The sequence below is a fragment of the Limnohabitans simekii (SeqCode) genome, assembly GCF_965234735.1.
In the GTDB taxonomy this organism is placed as follows: Bacteria; Pseudomonadota; Gammaproteobacteria; order Burkholderiales; family Burkholderiaceae_C; genus Limnohabitans; species Limnohabitans simekii.
This window is the reverse complement of the sequence record NZ_OZ248540.1, coordinates 64,793-80,650: the sequence shown is the minus strand read 5'-3', so window position 1 is coordinate 80,650 and position 15,858 is coordinate 64,793. Positions and strand designations below refer to the sequence as shown.

The 15,858-nt window shown below is 55.3% G+C and carries 11 protein-coding genes; 4 read left to right on the top strand and 7 right to left on the bottom strand.

Annotated features, from left to right (window positions below):
• Window positions 1-17 precede the first annotated feature (17 nt).
• A complete protein-coding gene (gene uvrB / locus AC8GFP_RS00370; RefSeq protein ID WP_506609166.1) occupies window positions 18-2,105 on the bottom strand; it encodes an excinuclease ABC subunit UvrB in 2,088 nt (695 codons plus the stop codon).
• Window positions 2,106-2,232: 127 nt separating this feature from the next.
• Here uvrB and AC8GFP_RS00365 point away from each other — a divergent pair, with 127 nt between their 5' ends.
• Genes AC8GFP_RS00365 through AC8GFP_RS00350 form a run of 4 tightly spaced genes read left to right on the top strand, consistent with a single transcriptional unit; the run spans window position 2,233 to window position 6,127 of the window.
• The gene (locus AC8GFP_RS00365; protein WP_506609164.1) at window positions 2,233-3,435 is read left to right on the top strand and encodes an amino acid aminotransferase; all 1,203 of its coding nucleotides are present in this window, start codon (window positions 2,233-2,235) and stop codon (window positions 3,433-3,435) included.
• A gap of 3 nt (window positions 3,436-3,438) precedes the next feature.
• Window positions 3,439-4,149, top strand: coding sequence for a haloacid dehalogenase type II (locus AC8GFP_RS00360; protein WP_506609162.1), 711 nt, complete (start codon window positions 3,439-3,441; stop codon window positions 4,147-4,149).
• A 32-nt stretch (window positions 4,150-4,181) separates the two neighbouring features.
• Entirely contained in the window at window positions 4,182-5,531 is a 1,350-nt protein-coding gene (locus tag AC8GFP_RS00355; protein ID WP_506609160.1) for a polyhydroxyalkanoate depolymerase, read from the top strand.
• The gene (locus tag AC8GFP_RS00350) at window positions 5,528-6,127 is read left to right on the top strand and encodes an RnfABCDGE type electron transport complex subunit B (protein WP_506609158.1); all 600 of its coding nucleotides are present in this window, start codon (window positions 5,528-5,530) and stop codon (window positions 6,125-6,127) included. Before AC8GFP_RS00355 ends, AC8GFP_RS00350 begins: the two co-directional genes overlap by 4 nt.
• Window positions 6,128-6,173: 46 nt before the next feature.
• Here the strand turns inward: AC8GFP_RS00350 and AC8GFP_RS00345 are convergent, their stop codons facing one another.
• From AC8GFP_RS00345 to AC8GFP_RS00320, 6 genes are read right to left on the bottom strand one after another with little or no spacing between them, the layout of a single operon-like run.
• Window positions 6,174-6,665: a VOC family protein gene (locus AC8GFP_RS00345; protein ID WP_506609156.1), complete on the bottom strand. Its 492-nt coding sequence runs from the start codon at window positions 6,663-6,665 to the stop codon at window positions 6,174-6,176.
• Window positions 6,662-8,707 carry an acetyl-CoA carboxylase biotin carboxylase subunit gene (locus AC8GFP_RS00340; RefSeq protein WP_506609154.1) on the bottom strand — a complete coding sequence of 682 codons (2,046 nt, stop codon included), beginning with the start codon at window positions 8,705-8,707 and terminating at the stop codon, window positions 6,662-6,664. Before AC8GFP_RS00340 ends, AC8GFP_RS00345 begins: the two co-directional genes overlap by 4 nt.
• A 17-nt stretch (window positions 8,708-8,724) precedes the next feature.
• Window positions 8,725-10,257, bottom strand: a complete 1,533-nt coding sequence (locus tag AC8GFP_RS00335) for an acyl-CoA carboxylase subunit beta (RefSeq protein WP_506609153.1) — start codon at window positions 10,255-10,257, stop codon at window positions 8,725-8,727.
• A 32-nt stretch (window positions 10,258-10,289) separates the two neighbouring features.
• Window positions 10,290-11,309 (bottom strand): methylmalonyl Co-A mutase-associated GTPase MeaB, encoded by a 1,020-nt coding sequence (gene meaB, locus AC8GFP_RS00330; protein WP_506609151.1) that lies wholly within the window; start codon window positions 11,307-11,309, stop codon window positions 10,290-10,292.
• 14 nt (window positions 11,310-11,323) lie between these two features.
• Window positions 11,324-13,507: a methylmalonyl-CoA mutase gene (gene scpA / locus AC8GFP_RS00325; RefSeq protein WP_506609149.1), complete on the bottom strand. Its 2,184-nt coding sequence runs from the start codon at window positions 13,505-13,507 to the stop codon at window positions 11,324-11,326.
• A gap of 6 nt (window positions 13,508-13,513) precedes the next feature.
• A complete protein-coding gene (locus AC8GFP_RS00320; protein WP_506609147.1) occupies window positions 13,514-15,799 on the bottom strand; it encodes an Orn/Lys/Arg family decarboxylase in 2,286 nt (761 codons plus the stop codon).
• Window positions 15,800-15,858: the final 59 nt, after the last annotated feature.

The window sequence follows — 15,858 nt, the reverse complement described above, 5'->3', positions numbered from 1 at the left end:
CCTTGTCTGATTCGGGTTTATACCTTGTCCGTGCTGGAAGCCCCGAAGGTCATGGCCCGCAGCCGACCCAACTGGTCGCGCACGGCCGCCGCTTGCTCAAATTCAAGGTTGCGAGCGTGTTCCATCATCTGTTTTTCCAAGCGTTTGATTTCCTTGGCCACGTCGCGTTCGCTCATATCTTGGACACGCGCTTGCTCCAATTCCAAGCGCATCGACTCTTTGTCCGACTTTTCACTGTAGACCCCGTCAATCAGGTCGCGGATGCCCTTGACCACCCCGCGCGGCGTGATGCCATTGGCGGCATTGAAGCTGATTTGCTTGTTGCGACGACGCTCGGTTTCACCAATGGCCCGCTTCATCGACTCGGTCATTTTGTCGGCGTACAAAATGGCGCGGCCTTCCAAATTGCGAGCCGCACGTCCGATGGTTTGAATCAGGCTGCGCTCGGAACGCAAAAACCCCTCTTTGTCGGCGTCCAAAATGGCCACCAAAGACACCTCGGGCAAGTCCAAACCTTCACGCAGCAAATTGATGCCCACCAACACATCAAACGCGCCCAAGCGCAGGTCGCGCAGAATTTCCACCCGCTCCACCGTGTCGATGTCGCTGTGCAAATAGCGCACCTTGACGCCGTTGTCGCCCAAATAATCGGTGAGCTGCTCGGCCATGCGTTTGGTGAGGGTGGTGATCAAAATTCGCTCGTTTTTCACCACCCGAATGCGAATTTCTTGCAGCACATCGTCCACTTGGTGGATGGCGGGTCGCACCTCGACCATCGGATCAACCAAGCCGGTGGGGCGCACCACCTGTTCCACCACGTTGCCCGAGTGGGTTTTTTCATAGTCAGAGGGCGTGGCAGAGACAAACACCAACTGGCGCATGCGTTTTTCAAACTCGTCCAGCTTCAAGGGGCGGTTGTCCAAAGCGCTGGGCAAGCGAAACCCGTATTCCACCAAGGTGGTTTTGCGAGCGCGGTCGCCGTTGTACATGCCGGAAAACTGGCCCATCAGCACATGGCTTTCGTCCAAGAACATCAAAGCGTCTTTGGGCAGGTAATCGGTCAACGTGCTGGGCGGCTCACCAGGGGCTGCGCCTGACAAATGCCGGGTGTAGTTTTCAATGCCCTTGCAGTGCCCCACTTCACTCAGCATTTCCAAGTCAAAGCGGGTGCGTTGCTCGAGCCGCTGGGCCTCCACCAATTTGTTCATGCCCACCAGTTCTTTCAAGCGATCGCCCAACTCCAACTTGATGGTCTCCACAGCGGCCAACACCTTGTCACGCGGCGTCACGTAATGGCTGGAGGGATACACCGTGAAGCGCGGAATTTTTTGGCGCACCCGCCCAGTCAGCGGGTCCAGCAGCTGCAGGCTTTCAATTTCGTCGTCGAAGAGTTCAATGCGGATGGCCAACTCGCTGTGCTCGGCGGGAAACACATCAATGGTGTCGCCGCGCACCCGAAACCGCCCGCGCGAAAAATCCATGTCGTTGCGCTCATACTGCATCCGCACCAATTGGGCAATGATGTCGCGCTGCCCCGGCTTGTCACCGACACGCAGCGTCATCACCATCTGGTGGTAGCTCTCTGGTTCGCCAATACCGTAAATGGCCGACACCGTGGCCACGATGATCACATCGCGGCGCTCCAACAGGCTTTTCGTGCAGGACAAGCGCATCTGCTCGATGTGCTCATTGATGGCGCTGTCTTTTTCAATGAACAAATCGCGCTGCGGCACATAAGCCTCGGGCTGGTAGTAGTCGTAATAACTGACGAAATACTCCACCGCGTTCTTCGGAAAAAATTCTCGGAACTCGCTGTACAGCTGTGCCGCCAAGGTTTTGTTGGGCGCGTAGATGATGGCCGGACGACCCATTTGCGCAATCACATTCGCCATGGTGAAGGTCTTGCCTGAACCTGTGACACCCAACAATGTTTGAAACATTTCGCCATCGCGCACCCCTTCCACCAATTGAGCAATGGCAGTGGGCTGGTCGCCAGCGGGCGGGTAAGGCTGAAACAACTCAAAGGGAGAGTTGGGGTAGCTGACCCATGTGCCCTCGGGTTCCACGGCAGTCTGGGGGTCGGCTTCAACAATCGGGTTGGTCATGGCGGGGTCGGTGCTGGCCGGGCACAAATGCCAAGCCGTTAAAATCTGAACAACCGCCTAGCCTAACCCAGTCTGGGCGATTTTTTCGCCCTCCTACCGATCGACCCTCTTCCATCAAGGACTGACAATGTCTCTGTTTTCCGCCGTCGAAATGGCACCCCGCGACCCGATCCTGGGCTTGAACGAGCAATTCGCTGCCGACACCTCGCCCATCAAAGTCAACCTCGGTGTCGGTGTTTATTTCGACGACAACGGCAAGCTCCCCTTGTTGCAGTGTGTGCAACAAGCCGAAAACACCATGATGGCCAAGCCCACGGCGCGTGGCTACTTGCCCATCGACGGCATTGCTGCTTATGACAGTGCTGTCAAAAGCCTGGTGTTTGGCCCTGGCTCCGAGCCCATCACGGCCAACCGCGTGGCCACGGTACAAGCCATTGGCGGCACTGGCGGTTTGAAAATTGGTGCTGATTTTTTGCACAAACTCAACCCGAGTGCCAAGGTCTTGATCAGCGACCCCAGTTGGGAAAACCACCGCGCCTTGTTTGCCGCCGCTGGTTTCACCGTGGACACCTATGCCTATTACGACGCAGCCGCCAAGGGCGTCAACGTCGAGGGCATGTTGGCCAGCTTGAACGCTGCCGCAACCGGCACTGTGGTGGTTTTGCATGCTTGTTGCCACAACCCCACCGGCTACGACATCACCCCAGCCCAATGGGACCAAGTGGTTGCCGTTGTCAAAGCCCGCCAACTCACCCCTTTCCTGGACATGGCCTACCAAGGCTTTGGCCACGGCATTGCCGAAGATGGCGCAGTCATTGCCAAATTTGTGGCTGCAGGCTTGGACTTCTTGGTGTCCACTTCATTCTCGAAAAGCTTCAGTCTGTATGGCGAGCGCGTGGGCGCCTTGTCGGTGCTGTGTCAATCGGCTGATGAAGCTGCCAAGGTGTTGTCGCAACTGAAAATCGTTATTCGCACCAACTATTCCAACCCACCCACCCACGGCGGCGCTGTGGTGGCTGCGGTGTTGAACAACCCCGAGTTGCGTGCCTTGTGGGAAAAAGAACTGGGCGAGATGCGGGTGCGCATCAAGGCCATGCGTCAAAAACTGGTGGATGGCTTGAAAGCCGCCGGTGTGGCCACCGACATGAGCTTCATCACCCAACAAATTGGCATGTTCAGCTACTCCGGCTTGAGCAAAGATCAAATGATTCGCTTGCGCACTGAATTCGGCGTCTATGGCACCGACACCGGACGCATGTGCGTGGCGGCGCTCAACAGCCAAAATATCGACCATGTTTGCAAGGCCATTGCCACCGTGCTGAAAGCTTGAAGCATGGCCATCCGCGCCCTGATTTTTGACGTGTTCGGCACCCTGGTGGATTGGCGCACCTCGATTGCCGCCCAAGCCCAATCCAGCCTCGAACCCTTGGGATACAGCACCGATTGGTTGGCGTTTGCGGATGCCTGGCGCAACGAGTACCAACCCGCCATGGAGAAAGTACGCAGCGGCCAACGCGGTTTTTGCAAGCTCGATGTGCTGCACCGTGACAACCTTGACATCGTGTTGGGTCGGCTGGACTGGGACAAGGTGGATGAAGCCACACGCCAGCACCTGAACCTGGCTTGGCACCGATTGCAAGCTTGGCCAGATGTGGCTGAAGCCATGGCCATGCTGCGCCAACAATTTTTGTTGGCGCCCTGCTCCAATGGTCACATCGCCTTGATGGCCAACTTGGCGCGTCACAACCATTGGCACTGGGATGCCATCTTGGGCGCTGAAATTGCCCAAGACTACAAGCCCCAAGCCATCGTCTACCAAGCATCGGCCCGCGCTTTTGATTTGGATTTGAGCGAAACCATGATGGTGGCCGCCCATTCGTCTGATCTTGAAGCTGCGGCCCAAGCTGGCTTGAAAACCGCCTTCATTGGCCGCCCTGACGAACATGGGCCCGGCTTGGGTGAAAGCAAAGCCACCACCCCGGTGGACTTTGAAGCCCCGAATTTGCTGGAATTGGCCCGTCAGCTCAGCAAAGCTCAGCTCTGATATATTGCACTGCAACAACCTAAAGGTAAGCCATGCTCTATCAACTGTACGAAGCCCAACGGGCCATGATGGAACCATTTGCTGAATTTGCTCTGGCATCGTCCAAGATGATGGCCAACCCCACTTCCCCGTTCTCTACCAACCCTTTGGTGCAGCGCATTTCGGCGTCTTACGATCTTGCTTACCGCTTGGGCAAAGATTATGTGAAGCCAGAGTTTGGCATCCATTCAGTGAATATCCACGGCTCCAAAGTGGCTGTGCAGGAATGCATTGAAATCAGCAAGCCGTTTTGCGAACTGTTGCATTTCAAGTGCTTCAGCGACAACAGTGAAACTTTGGATGCGATGAAAACATTGCCTCCAGTGCTCATCGTGGCCCCCCTGTCAGGCCACTATGCCACCTTGCTGCGAGACACCGTGCGCACCATGATGCAAGACCACCGTGTCTACATCACCGACTGGAAAAATGCCCGCTTGGTGCCCCTGAGCGAAGGCGAATTCCACCTCGACGACTACATCAACTACATCCAAGAGTTCATCCGGCACATTCAAGCCTCCGAAGGCCACTGTCATGTGGTCAGCGTGTGTCAACCCACTGTGCCGGTGCTGGCAGCCATTTCTTTGATGGCTTCGCGTGGTGAAACCCTGCCCTTGAGCATGACCATGATGGGTGGCCCGATTGACGCCACGAAGTCGCCCACGGCGGTGAACAACTTGGCCATGAACAAAAGCTACCAATGGTTTGAACACAACGTGATTTACCGTGTTCCCGCCAACTTTCCAGGTGCCGGTCGCCGTGTCTATCCCGGCTTCTTGCAACACACTGGCTTTGTGGCGATGAACCCCGATCGCCATTTGAAGAGCCATTACGAGTACTTCAAGGACCTGATCAAGGGTGACAACTCCAGCGCCGAATCGCATCGCCAGTTCTACGACGAATACAACGCGGTGTTGGACATGGACGCCGATTACTACTTGGAAACCATCGCCACAGTCTTCCAAGACTTCAAGTTGGTGCGCGGTACCTGGGACGTGCGGGCCGAGGATGGCACGATCGAACGTGTGCGACCGCAAGACATCACCCACTGCGGCTTGCTGACGGTTGAAGGCGAGCTCGACGACATCTCCGGCTCAGGCCAAACCAAAGCGGCCTTGAAGCTTTGCGCTGGTATTCCCGCCACTGAGAAGCTGCATTACGAAGCAGAAGGCGCTGGCCACTACGGCATCTTCAGTGGCCGTCGTTGGCGCGACATGGTTTATCCCGCGGTGAAAAGTTTCATCCAGAAAAACCAATTGAAGGCGACCCCCAAGCCCAAAAAACGCGTCGTGAAAGCCGTTGCCAAACCAGTTGGCAAGCGCAGGGCTGTCTCTAGCGCGAAGTGAGCGAGAGCCAAAGCATCTTGGCCTTGCTGCCGCAAACGCAGTGCACGCGTTGCGGCTACCCCGATTGCAATTCCTATGCCACCGCCATTCATGAGGGCTCGGCCCCCATCAACCAATGCCCACCAGGCGGTGAAGCGGGCATTCAAAGACTGGCACGACTACTGGGTCAACCCGTGTTGCCTCTGAACCCCGACAACGGTTTGGAAGGGCCTCGCTCGGTGGTGTGGATTGATGAAGCATGGTGCATTGGATGCACCTTGTGCATCGAGGCCTGTCCGGTGGATGCCATCATCGGCACCCACAAACGCATGCACACGGTGATTGAAGCGGCTTGCACCGGCTGTGAGCTTTGTTTGCCGGTTTGCCCCGTGGATTGCATCGAGCTAGAGAACGTCAGTGGTGCTGCCACTGGCTGGGATGCTTGGTCTGCAACACAAGCCGATGACGCCCGTCAGCGATACGCAGCCCGTCAACAACGACTGCAAGAAGTCGCGCCAATGGCACCGGTTGAGGCTTTACCCCAGCAAAAAATCAGCCGTGTCGAGGCTGCATTGATTCGGGCCAAGCAACGGGCTGAGCCAAACAAAAACGATTGATTGCTCTTCTTAGAGAGCCCATTCAGCCAACAAGCAGAGCTGGCGTTCAGGGCTGAGAGGGCTGGGCTGCCAAGGCTGCAAACGCCAGCACCACGGCCTGCGGTGCTTGCACCAATTCAATCAACACGCCCTCACCACTGATGGGAAATTCATCATTGGCTTTGGGGTGCAAAAAAGTGATGTCAAAACCTGCCGCGCCTTGGCGAATACCACCAGGTGCAAAACGCACACCTTGCGCGGTCAGCCAATCGACAGCTTCGGGGAGTTTGTCGATCCACAGTCCGATGTGGTTCAAAGGTGTGGCATGCACGGCTGGTTTTTTCTCGGGGTCCAGGGGTTGCATCAGGTCCACTTCGACCTTGAAGGGCCCACTGCCCATGGCGCAAATGTCTTCGTCCACGTTTTCACGCTCGCTTTTGAAGGTGCCCGTGATCTCCAAGCCCAGCATCTCCACCCACAGTTTTTGCAAACGAGTTTTGTCCAAGCCGCCAATGGCGATTTGTTGAATGCCCAACACCTTGAATGGCCGGGTGCTCATGCAAACTCCACAATGATTTGGTCCACCGTGAGTGATTCGCCTTTGCTGGCCAACACCGACTTGACCACGCCGTCTTGGGTGGCAAACAAGACGTTCTCCATCTTCATGGCTTCAATCACCGCCACGCGTTCACCGGCCTGCACTTTTTGGCCAGGCGCAACCGCCACATCAACCAACAAACCAGGCATGGGTGACAAGACAAAACGGCTCAGGTCAGGGGGTGCTTTGAACGGCATTTTTCGGTACAGCTCGGCCATGCGCGGTGAGACCACCAAAACATCAATGCGGCGACCATGGTGCTGCACTTGTAGCACCAACGGGTTTTTCACCGATCCACGCTCTACCTGCGCGGTGAAAGGCTGGCCATTCACCGTGCCTTCAATGGCGATGTCGTTCAAGCGCGAGTTGCTGTGGATGGCAAAGTTTTTGCCGTTCAGCTTGATGACCGCGGTGCCCAAGCCACCTGCGTCATCCACTTCCACTTGGTCAAAGTGATGCTCGCCTTGCGAATTCAAGGTGATGACCGTGTAGGTTTGACCCACTTTCACGTCATAACCCGGCAACTGGCCACTCAAACTGGCCGCACGTTCACGTGATTTGCGGCGCACAAAGGCGGCCAAGGCCACCAAGAAATCGGGGTCGCTGTGGGGCACATCTTCGGCATGGAAACCTTTGCCAAAGTGTTCGGCAATGAAGCCCGTGTTGAAGTTGCCGGTGACAAAGTCGGGGTGCGCCAACAAGGCCGCTTGAAAAGGAATGTTGGAGCTGATGCCGCGAATCACGAAGCCATTCAAAGCTTCGCGCATTTTGGCAATGGCTTCGTGGCGATCCCGTCCGTGTACGATCAACTTGGCGATCATCGAGTCGTAGTGCATGGAAATTTCACCGCCCTCTGCAACCCCCGTATCGACGCGAACACCTTGCAAATGCTCGGTGTCCGACTGGAACATGGTTTGCGCTGGCGGCTGAAAACGCACCAAGCGACCTGTGGACGGCAGGAAGTTGCGAAACGGGTCTTCGGCGTTGATGCGGCACTCGATGGCCCATCCGTTGCGCTGGATATCAGCTTGTTTGAAAGGCAGTTTTTCACCAGCCGCCACGCGAATCATCCACTCCACCAGATCCAAGCCCGTGATGGCCTCGGTGACTGGATGTTCCACTTGCAAGCGGGTGTTCATTTCCAAGAAGTAGAAGCTTTGGTCTTTACCCACCACGAACTCGACGGTGCCCGCACTTTGGTATTTCACCGCTTTGGCCAAGGCCACGGCTTGTGCACCCATGGCTTGGCGGGTCTCGTCGCTGATGAAAGGCGATGGAGCTTCTTCAATCACCTTTTGATGACGACGCTGAATAGAGCATTCGCGCTCGTTCAAAAACACCACGTTGCCGTGACCATCTCCCAGCAATTGAATTTCAATGTGGCGTGGCTCTTCGACAAACTTTTCAATGAAGACGCGGTCATCGCCAAAACTGTTGCGTGCTTCATTGCGGCAGGACGAAAAACCCTCGTGCGCTTCTTTGTCATTGAAGGCGACGCGCAAGCCTTTGCCGCCACCGCCTGCAGACGCTTTGATCATGACCGGGTAGCCGATGCCCTTGGCGATCTCTACTGCTTGCTCGGGTGTGTCGATCGCCTCGTTGAAACCGGGAATGGTGTTGACCTTGGCATTCGCCGCCAATTTCTTCGAAGCGATTTTGTCGCCCATGGCGGCAATGGCCGCGTGCTTGGGGCCAATGAAGATGATGCTGTTCTCTTCACAAGTGCGGGCAAAGTCTTCGTTTTCGCTCAAGAAGCCGTAGCCTGGGTGAATCGCTTGGGCACCGGTGGCCTTGGCGGCGGCAATGATGACATCGCCCTTCAAATAGCTTTCACGGCTGGAGGCTGGGCCAATGTGCACGGCTTCATCGGCCAAAGCCACATGTCGTGCATTGCGATCCGCTTCAGAGTAAACCGCCACCGTGGCAATGCCCATGCGCTTGGCTGTGGCCATCACACGGCAAGCGATCTCGCCTCGGTTGGCAATCAGGATTTTCTTAAACATGTTCTTCTCCAAGGCTTTCACAGCGGAATGTTGCCGTGTTTGCGCCACGGATTTTCAACTTTTTTATCTTTCAACATGACCAGCGAACGGCATATGCGCTTGCGGGTTTCGCTGGGCAAGATCACGTCATCAATGAAACCACGTGCACCAGCCACAAACGGGTTGGCAAAGCGCTCTTTGTATTCGGCCTCTTTGGCAGCCAATTTCACCGGGTCACCCTTGTCTTCGCGGAAGATGATTTCCACAGCCCCTTTGGCACCCATGACGGCAATCTCGGCATGGGGCCACGCAAAGTTCACATCGCCGCGCAAATGCTTGGAGGCCATCACGTCATAGGCGCCGCCATAGGCTTTGCGGGTGATGACGGTGATTTTGGGTACGGTGCATTCTGCATACGCATACAGCAGCTTGGCGCCGTGCTTGATGATGCCGCCAAATTCTTGGCTGGTGCCGGGCATGAAGCCAGGCACATCGACAAAGGTCAGCACAGGGATGTTGTAGGCATCGCAAAAGCGCACAAAACGGGCAGCCTTGACGCTGCTCTTGATGTCCAAACACCCAGCCAACACCAGCGGTTGGTTGGCCACGATGCCCACGGTTTGACCCGCCATGCGAGCGAATCCGATCAGGATGTTTTTGGCGTACTCGGGTTGCAGCTCAAAGAAGTCCCCATCGTCCACAGTTTTGATGATCAGCTCTTTCATGTCGTAGGGCATGTTCGGGTTGTCGGGCACCAAAGTGTCCAAGCTGGTGTCCATGCGGTCGGTGGGGTCGCCGCTGGGACGGACGGGTGGTTTTTCACGGTTGTTCAACGGCAGGTAGTTGTACAAACGGCGCAGCATGAGCAAGGCTTCGACGTCGTTGTTGAAGGCCAGATCGGCCACGCCACTCTTGGTGGTATGGGTCATGGCACCACCCAGTTCTTCGGCACTCACTTCCTCGTGCGTGACAGTTTTCACCACGTCGGGGCCGGTGACAAACATATAAGAGCTGTCTTTCACCATGAAGATGAAATCGGTGAGTGCAGGTGAATACACCGCACCACCCGCGGACGGCCCCATGATCATGCTGATTTGCGGAATCACGCCGCTGGCCAACACATTGCGCTGGAAGACTTCGGCATAGCCACCCAATGAAGCCACGCCTTCTTGAATCCGGGCACCACCCGAGTCGTTCAAACCAATCACGGGTGCGCCGACCTTCATGGCTTGGTCCATGATCTTGCAAATTTTTTCGGCATGGGTTTCGGACAAAGCACCGCCATACACCGTGAAGTCTTGGCTGAAGACAAACACCAAACGACCGTTGATCATGCCGTAGCCCGTAACGACGCCGTCACCAGGAATCTTGCTGTCTTGCATGCCAAAGTCGGTGCAGCGGTGCTCGACAAACATGTCCCATTCTTCAAAGGTGCCTTCGTCGAGCAACACTTCCAAGCGTTCACGCGCGGTCAGTTTGCCTTTGGCATGTTGGGCAGCGATGCGTTTTTCGCCGCCGCCCAAACGAGCCGCAGCGCGTTTCTTCTCGAGTTGTTGAATGATTTCTTGCATGTCTCGCCTCTTCTCTTAAAGATTCATGGTGTTCATTGGTTGGCAGATGTATTCCATGCTGCCAGCAATTGACGGGCTGCGGTGGACGCCGCCACTTTGCCGGCCAGCACATCGGCTTTCAAAGCGGGCAGCATCTGCGATACCTCGGTGTTCGATTGAAACGCTTGTTTCAAACCTGCATCAATGCGGTCGTTCATCCAACTGAGGGACTGGGCTTTCCTGCGGCTCACCCATTGGCCATCAGCCATTTGCAGTTGCTTGAAGGACGACACCTGGGTCCAAAATGCTGGCAAACCATCGCCTTGCAAAGCGCTCAAATTTAATGCGTCTGGCACCCAGTGAGCAGGCTGTTTGTCGCTGTGGTGACCTTGGCCACCCCGCAGCAACTGCATGGCACTGCGAATGAAGGCTTGGGCGCGGCTGGCAGCCTCTGGGTCCAAATCCGCTTTGTTGATCAAGACCAAATCGGCCAACTCCATCACGCCTTTTTTGATGGCTTGCAAGTCATCGCCAGCATTGGGCAACTGCATCAAAACAAACATGTCGGTCATGTTGGCAACAGCGGTTTCACTTTGACCCACACCCACGGTTTCAACAATCACGATGTCGTAGCCTGCGGCCTCGAGCACCAGCATGCACTCTCTGGTTTTTTCAGCCACGCCACCCAAGGTGCCACTGCTGGGACTGGGACGAATGAAGGCGTGTGGATGAACCGACAACTGCTCCATGCGGGTTTTGTCACCCAAGATAGAGCCGCCTGAAACAGTGGAGGACGGATCGATGGCCAATACCGCCACCTTGTGGCCTTGCGCGATCAGCATCAACCCCAAGGTTTCAATCAGGGTGCTTTTGCCAACACCAGGCACACCGCTCAAGCCAATGCGATAGGACTGACCTGTGTGTGGCAACAAGTTGGTGAGCAGTTCATCGGCTTGCAAGCGGTGATCTGGTCGGGTGGATTCGAGCAATGTGATGGCTTTGGCCATGGCACGCCGCTGCGCCATGCCCTGCCCGTGCAAGATGCTGTTGATCAACGTAGAGGTGTCACCCATGCGCAGCAATCGCTTCAGGACTTTTGGCCCATGGCGGTTTGAATATGCTGCAGCACATCTTTGGCGCTGACAGGAATGGGTGTGCCGGGGCCATAAATGCCTTTGACACCCGCTTGGTAGAGGAAGTCGTAGTCTTGACGAGGGATGACGCCACCCACAAACACGATGATGTCGTCACCACCTTGTTTTTTCAGCGCTTCAATGATGGCGGGCACCAAGGTTTTATGGCCTGCAGCCAAGGTAGACACACCAACCGCGTGCACATCGTTTTCAATGGCTTGACGGGCACATTCTTCAGGCGTTTGAAACAGCGGGCCCATGTCCACGTCAAAGCCCAGGTCGGCAAACGCCGTGGCCACCACTTTGGCACCCCGATCGTGGCCGTCTTGACCGAGTTTGGAAATCATGACGCGTGGACGGCGGCCATGGGCTGTGGCAAAGGACGCAATGTCTGTTTTGAGTTGTTCCCAGTAAGCCATGGTGTCTCCTTCGTGGCCTTGGTCGTAAGCGGCGGCATAAACGCCACTGACTTTTTGGGTGTCAGCGCGGTGACGACCAAACACTTTTTCAAGCGCATCACTCACCTCGCCCACGGTGGCGCGCAAGCGCACAGCGTCAATGGACAAGGCCAGCAAATTGCCGGTGTTGTTTTGGGCAGCAGTGGTGAGCGCATCCAGCGCTTTTTGCACAGCATCGTTGTCGCGCTTGGCCTTGATGGATTGCAAGCGGGCAATTTGCGCGTCGCGCACTTTGACGTTGTCAATGTCGCGCACTTCCACGGCGTCTTGGGTAGCCAACTTGTATTTGTTGACGCCCACAATGACGTCTTGTCCTGAATCGATGCGGGCTTGCTTGTCAGCAGCGGCAGCTTCAATTTTCAACTTGGCCCAGCCCGAACCGACCGCCTTGGTCATGCCACCCATGGCCTGCACTTCTTCAATGATCTTCCAGGCTTCGTCGGCCATGTCTTGGGTCAGCTTTTCCATCATGTAGCTGCCCGCCCAAGGGTCGATGACATTTGGAATGTGCGTTTCTTCTTGAATGATCAGCTGCGTGTTGCGGGCAATGCGCGACGAAAACTCGGTGGGCAAGGCAATGGCTTCGTCAAAGCTGTTGGTGTGCAGGCTTTGGGTACCACCAAACACCGCAGCCATGGCTTCGATGGTGGTGCGCACGATGTTGTTGTAAGGGTCTTGCTCGGTGAGTGACCAACCCGAGGTTTGGCAATGGGTGCGCAGCATCAAGCTCTTGGGATTCTTGGCGCCAACGTCTTGCATGATGCGGCACCACAGCAAACGCGCAGCACGCATCTTGGCAATTTCCAAATAGAAATTCATGCCAATCGCCCAGAAGAAGGACAAACGACCAGCGAACGCATCGACATCCATACCGGTGGCGATGGCGGTTTTCACATACTCTTGACCGTCGGCCAAGGTCAGGGCCAACTCTAGGGCTTGGTTGGCACCAGCCTCTTGCATGTGATAACCACTGATGCTGATCGAGTTAAATTTGGGCATGTGCTGCGCGGTATAAGCGATGATGTCGCCAATGATGCGCATGCTGGGTTCAGGCGGATAGATGTAGGTGTTGCGCACCATGAACTCTTTCAGAATATCGTTCTGAATGGTTCCGCTCAATTGATCTTGCGACACACCTTGCTCTTCGGCGGCGACAACATAGCCGGCCAGCACTGGCAACACGGCGCCGTTCATGGTCATGGACACAGAGACTTTGTCCAACGGGATCTGGTCGAACAAGATTTTCATGTCTTCCACAGAATCGATGGCCACACCCGCTTTGCCCACGTCCCCTGTCACCCTCGGATGGTCAGAGTCATAACCTCGGTGGGTGGCCAAATCGAAGGCCACGGACACGCCCTGCCCCCCTGCTGCCAAGGCTTTTCTGTAAAAAGCGTTCGACTCTTCGGCGGTAGAAAAACCAGCGTACTGCCGAATCGTCCAAGGACGCACGGCATACATGGTGGCTTGGGGACCGCGCAAATAAGGTGCAAAGCCTGGCAGCGTGTCGGTGTGCGCCAAGCCCTTCAAATCTTGCGCGGTGTACAAAGGCTTGACGGTGATGCCGTCGGGCGTGAGCCAATTCAAGCGGCCAAGGTTGCCGTCCGGCGCAGACTTGGCGGCGGCCTTTTCCCAATCAGAGATGGCATAGGTTTGAAAAGGATTTTTAGAAGCACTCATGGTCACTCAAGCTTTAACGCAATCTGCAAAATAATGGGTCACGCCCAAGCTGTCTTTTTCTTCAACCAAGCCATGGATGTCGGTTTCAAAGCCAGGGCATTTCAAATTGAATTCACGGGCGAATTTCAGATAGTCGATGATGGTTTTGTTGAAGACTTCACCAGGAATCAACAGCGGGATACCAGGTGGGTAAGGTGTCACCAAGCTGGTGGTGATGCGACCTTCCAAGTCATCGATGGCCACGCGTTCGGTGTTGCGGTGCGCAATTTGTGCATAGGCATCACTGGGCTTCATGGCGGGCGTCAAATCGCTCAGGTACATCTCGGTCGTCAATCGCGCAATGTCGTACTTGGCGTACAGGGTGTGAATGTGGTGACACAAATCACGCAAGCCCATGCGTTCGTAGATGGGCATTTTTTGACAGAACTCGGGCAAGATGCGCCACAGAGGTTGGTTGCGGTCATAGTCGTCTTTGAACTGCTGCAAGGCGGTCAACAACGAGTTCCAGCGGCCCTTGGTGATGCCGATGGTGAACATGATGAAGAAACTGTAGAGGCCGGTTTTTTCAACGATCACACCGTGCTCTGCCAAGAATTTGGTCACGATGCTCGCGGGAATGCCCACGGTATCGAACTTGCCATCCAAATTCAAACCCGGCGTGACGATGGTGGCCTTGATCGGGTCCAGCATGTTGAAGTCATCGGCCATGTCGCCAAAGCCGTGCCAATTGGGCGCACTGTTTTTCGTGCTAGGGCCTTTTTTCTCGGCCTTGATGATCCAATCTTCTGCCAGACCAACGCCGTCATCCACCAGCGTGTCTGGTCCCCAGACCTTGAACCACCAGTCTTTGCCATATTCCTCGTCCACCTTGCGCATGGCACGTCGGAAATCAAGCGCTTCAGCAATGCTTTCTTCCACCAAGGCTGTGCCGCCGGGGGGTTCCATCATGGCGGCGGCCACATCGCAACTGGCAATGATGCTGTACTGAGGACTGGTGCTGGTGTGCATCAGGTAGGCCTCGTTGAACAAATGCCTGTCGAGTTGATGACGTTGTGAGTCTTGCACCAACACGTGACTGGCTTGGCTGATACCAGCCAACAACTTGTGAATCGATTGGGTGGAATACACCATGGACTCCACCGGGCGCACACGTTTTTTTCCCATGGCATGGTAGGTGCCATAAAACGGATGGAAGGCCGCATGGGGCAACCAAGCTTCATCAAAATGCAAGTTGGGGATGTACCCATCCAGCATCTTTTTGATGGTTTCGGTGTTGTACAAAACGCCGTCATAGGTGGACTGGGTCAAGGTCATGACCTTGGGTTTGACAGAATTGCTGTCCACGTTTTTGAGCAATGGATTGGCCTTGATTTTCTTTTTGATGGCTTCCGGTTCAAATTCGCTTTGTGGGATAGGGCCAATGATGCCGAAATGGTTGCGCGTGGGCTTCATGAAAACAGGTACGGCACCGGTCATGATGATGGCATGCAGCACGGACTTGTGGCAGTTTCGATCGACCACCACCACATCGCCCGGAGCAACCGTGTGGTGCCACACGATTTTGTTCGAGGTACTTGTGCCGTTGGTGACAAAAAAGCAATGATCTGCATTGAAAATACGCGCTGCATTGCGTTCACTCTGGCCAATCGCACCATCATGGTCAAGCAACTGTCCTAATTCTTCAACCGCATTGCAGACGTCGGCACGCAGCATGTTTTCACCAAAAAACTGGTGAAACATTTGACCCACTGGGCTTTTCAAAAACGCCACGCCGCCAGAATGACCAGGGCAGTGCCAAGAATAGGAGCCATCTTCGGCATAGTCGAGCAGGGCTTTGAAAAAAGGTGGTTGCAAACCCTCCAAGTAGCTTTTCGCTTCTCGGATGATGTGACGCGCCACAAATTCGGGCGTGTCTTCAAACATGTGAATGAAGCCGTGCAACTCTCTGAGAATATCGTTGGGCAAATGCCTGGATGTTTTGGTTTCCCCATACACATAAATGGGGACATCTGAATTTTTGCGGCGTACTTCTTCAATGAAGCTGCGCAAATTGACAACGGCAGGGTCTAAATCAGGGCTTGGTGTGAATTCTTCATCGTCAATTGACAAGATGAATGCACTGGCGCGGGATTGTTGTTGGGCAAATTGACTCAGGTCACCATAACTGGTCACACCCATCACTTCGTAACCTTCCCCTTCGATGGCTTGTGCAAGCGCACGAATGCCCAATCCAGAGGTGTTCTCTGATCGGAAATCTTCGTCAATGATGACGATGGGGAAACGAAATTTCATCAGCAGCTCCAGGCTTGGTTCACACAGAAAGTGGCAAGCCTTCAAGTGTACCCGCCGAG

What these genes read in the sequence shown, in the direction of transcription:
- uvrB (WP_506609166.1), bottom strand. Translation starts at nt 2,105, where the DNA reads ATGACCAACCCGATTGTTGAAGCCGACCCCCAGACTGCCGTGGAACCC.
- AC8GFP_RS00365 (WP_506609164.1), top strand. Translation starts at nt 2,233, where the DNA reads ATGTCTCTGTTTTCCGCCGTCGAAATGGCACCCCGCGACCCGATCCTG.
- AC8GFP_RS00360 (WP_506609162.1), top strand. Translation starts at nt 3,439, where the DNA reads ATGGCCATCCGCGCCCTGATTTTTGACGTGTTCGGCACCCTGGTGGAT.
- AC8GFP_RS00355 (WP_506609160.1), top strand. Translation starts at nt 4,182, where the DNA reads ATGCTCTATCAACTGTACGAAGCCCAACGGGCCATGATGGAACCATTT.
- AC8GFP_RS00345 (WP_506609156.1), bottom strand. Translation starts at nt 6,665, where the DNA reads ATGAGCACCCGGCCATTCAAGGTGTTGGGCATTCAACAAATCGCCATT.
- AC8GFP_RS00340 (WP_506609154.1), bottom strand. Translation starts at nt 8,707, where the DNA reads ATGTTTAAGAAAATCCTGATTGCCAACCGAGGCGAGATCGCTTGCCGT.
- AC8GFP_RS00335 (WP_506609153.1), bottom strand. Translation starts at nt 10,257, where the DNA reads ATGCAAGAAATCATTCAACAACTCGAGAAGAAACGCGCTGCGGCTCGT.
- meaB (WP_506609151.1), bottom strand. Translation starts at nt 11,309, where the DNA reads ATGGGTGACACCTCTACGTTGATCAACAGCATCTTGCACGGGCAGGGC.
- scpA (WP_506609149.1), bottom strand. Translation starts at nt 13,507, where the DNA reads ATGAGTGCTTCTAAAAATCCTTTTCAAACCTATGCCATCTCTGATTGG.
- AC8GFP_RS00320 (WP_506609147.1), bottom strand. Translation starts at nt 15,799, where the DNA reads ATGAAATTTCGTTTCCCCATCGTCATCATTGACGAAGATTTCCGATCA.